Origin of the sequence: Gordonibacter pamelaeae 7-10-1-b (assembly GCF_000210055.1) — a bacterium.
Lineage (GTDB): Bacteria > Actinomycetota > Coriobacteriia > Coriobacteriales > Eggerthellaceae > Gordonibacter > Gordonibacter pamelaeae.
Genome location: NC_021021.1, coordinates 2,121,017 through 2,122,704, shown reverse-complemented (window position 1 = coordinate 2,122,704; position 1,688 = coordinate 2,121,017). Strand labels below are relative to the sequence as shown.

Below are 1,688 nucleotides of genomic sequence, written 5' to 3'. Positions count from 1 at the left end.
CGGCGCGCGACACCGTGGGGCTCGTGTCCAGCACGGTGGCCGCGGCGCCCGGGCTGCCCGGCGCGCCCGGCACCTTGCAGGCGTCGATGTCGTAGCCGAACTTCTCCTGCACTTCCAGGCGCAGGCGCACGAGCGCGGCGGGGTCGGCGATGGGGATGCTCTTCGAGCCGATGAAGCTCATGGCCTTGAGGTTCTTCGCGCCGAACACCGCGCCGAAGCCGCTCTGGCCCGTCACGTGGCTGGCGTCGTGCACGATGCACGACACGCGCGCCAGGTTCTCGCCGGCCGGCCCGATGCAGATGACGGAGGGCCGCTGCGTGGTGCGCCCGCCGTTGCGAGCCTTCGTGAGCTCGTACCACGAGCCCGGCGGCGTGCCGTGCGTGACCTCGTCCCAGATGCGCTCCTGGCACTCGAAGGCGTCGAGGCCCCAGAGGTCGGCGGCGTCGTTGAACTCCACCCGGTCGTTCACCACGTTGATCCACACGGGCGCGTCGGCCTTGCCGCGCACGACGCAGGCGTCGTAGCCCGCCTCCTTCATCATGCCGGCCAGACGGCCGCCCATGCTGGAGCGGTTATACCATTCGGGCAGCGAGAACGGGCTGATGCCCGTGAACTCGCAGCGCGCCGACGCGGCCGGGACCACGGCGCCGGAGAACGGCGTGGTGGCGAACACGAGCACGTTCTTCGGGTCGACGGCTTCCACGGTCTTGTCCTCGCAAAAGTCCCAGAACAGCTTCGAGGCCATGCCGTGGCCGCCCACCCATTCGATGTAGGGGTCGGTGTCGATGGTCTCGGACGTCCGGTCGTCCAGGTTCACGATGAGTATCTTGCCGGCGTAGCCGTAACGTTCGGTCATGGTGCTCCTCCTACTTCTCGTTCGATCCGGCTGCCGCCTGGGCCGCCGTGCCTCCGGCGCCGTACCCGAGCTGGGCCGGCGGGATGCGCGCCTCGTCGTCGCTCGGCAGGCCTATCTCCAGGTAATGGTCGTTGCGCAGGTTGGCCGTGTAGCCCTCGTCGGTCTGCACCGGCAGCTCGTTCGTGAAGCTGATGGCCTTCATGGGGCAGATCTCCACACACAGCTGCTTGCCGCCGACGCCTCCCGCCTCGTCCCAGAACGGCGTGTTCTTGCACAGGTCGCACTTCTGCGCGTGCTTGTCCTCGAAGTTCCACTGCACGCGCGACGGCGTGAAGGGGCACGCCTCCACGCAGCGCTCGCAGCCGATGCACTTGCCCTCGTCCACCAGGCGCACGCCCGTGGCCGGGTCGGCGTGCATGGCCCCCACGGGGCAGGCCTCCACGCAGGAGGGGTAGGGGCACTGGCGACACTGGTTCTGCTGCACGTCGTTCGTGGGGAAGCTGCCCAGCGCGTTCTTCATCACCTGTATGCGCGAAAGGGAGGTGTTGATGCGCCCCAGGTGCGCGAGCGAGCATGAGATGACGCAGGTCTCGCAGCCGGCGCACTTCTTGGCGTCGACCAGCAGGTAGCCTTGGCTCGCCTCGATGGCGTACACGTCGTCCGGCAGGAGCAGCGCCGTTATGCCGCTGCCCAGCACCACGCCCACGCCCAGCCCGCCGATGCCGGCGAGGAACTGGCGCCGCGAAAGGCCGCTCTTCCCCTGCGCGCTTGCAGCGCGCTCGTTCGTATCTGCCATCTCTCTCATCTCCTTTGCGAACCGGGCGCACCCGCT

General features: G+C 68.7%; 2 protein-coding genes. Both read right to left on the bottom strand.

Features of this window, described 5'->3' with window-relative positions; translation table 11 throughout:
* On the bottom strand, positions 1-856 hold an 856-nt coding region (locus tag GPA_RS09790), incomplete at its 3' end, for an aldehyde ferredoxin oxidoreductase N-terminal domain-containing protein (RefSeq protein ID WP_041239422.1).
* A gap of 10 nt (positions 857-866) precedes the next feature.
* Positions 867-1,652: a 4Fe-4S dicluster domain-containing protein gene (locus GPA_RS09785; protein ID WP_015539771.1), complete on the bottom strand. Its 786-nt coding sequence runs from the start codon at positions 1,650-1,652 to the stop codon at positions 867-869.
* Positions 1,653-1,688: the final 36 nt, after the last annotated feature.

What these genes read in the sequence shown, in the direction of transcription:
- GPA_RS09785 (WP_015539771.1), bottom strand. Translation starts at nt 1,652, where the DNA reads ATGGCAGATACGAACGAGCGCGCTGCAAGCGCGCAGGGGAAGAGCGGC.